General features: G+C 29.0%; 1 protein-coding gene. It reads left to right on the forward strand.

All coding sequences use genetic code 11. The features are described 5' to 3' along the window. Nucleotides 1-407: glycosyltransferase (locus HZY83_RS00980; RefSeq protein ID WP_179942253.1), on the forward strand; the 407-nt coding region annotated here is incomplete at both ends.

Consider the following 407-nt stretch of genomic DNA (forward strand, 5'->3'; position numbering starts at 1 on the left):
GACTAAAAATATCTTAGTCTTTCATAGTTCGCATTTAAAAGAGGGTAAAACTAAAAAATCTTATAAATATGCTTTAGAACATAGCAATAACGTGGATAAATATATAGTACTTACGCATCAACAAATGAAAGATATTCAAGAGATGTATCCTATTGAAAACGAACGCTTTGAACTCATACCTCATTTTATAGAACTCAATCATAGAAAAGGTGAAAATGAAGTTATACAAGAAGATCGTTTCATTTATATCGGTAGATTTAGTAGTGAAAAACAAATGGATCATTTAATTAAGGCTTATGATAAGTTTGTTAAAAGTGGTCATCAAACAAAATTACATTTATTTGGTAGGGATGAAGATAATCAATTACCTATGATGAGAAGCTTGATTGCTGAGTACCATCTTGAAG

This window comes from Gemella sp. GH3 (assembly GCF_013415425.1).
GTDB lineage: Bacteria > Bacillota > Bacilli > Staphylococcales > Gemellaceae > Gemelliphila.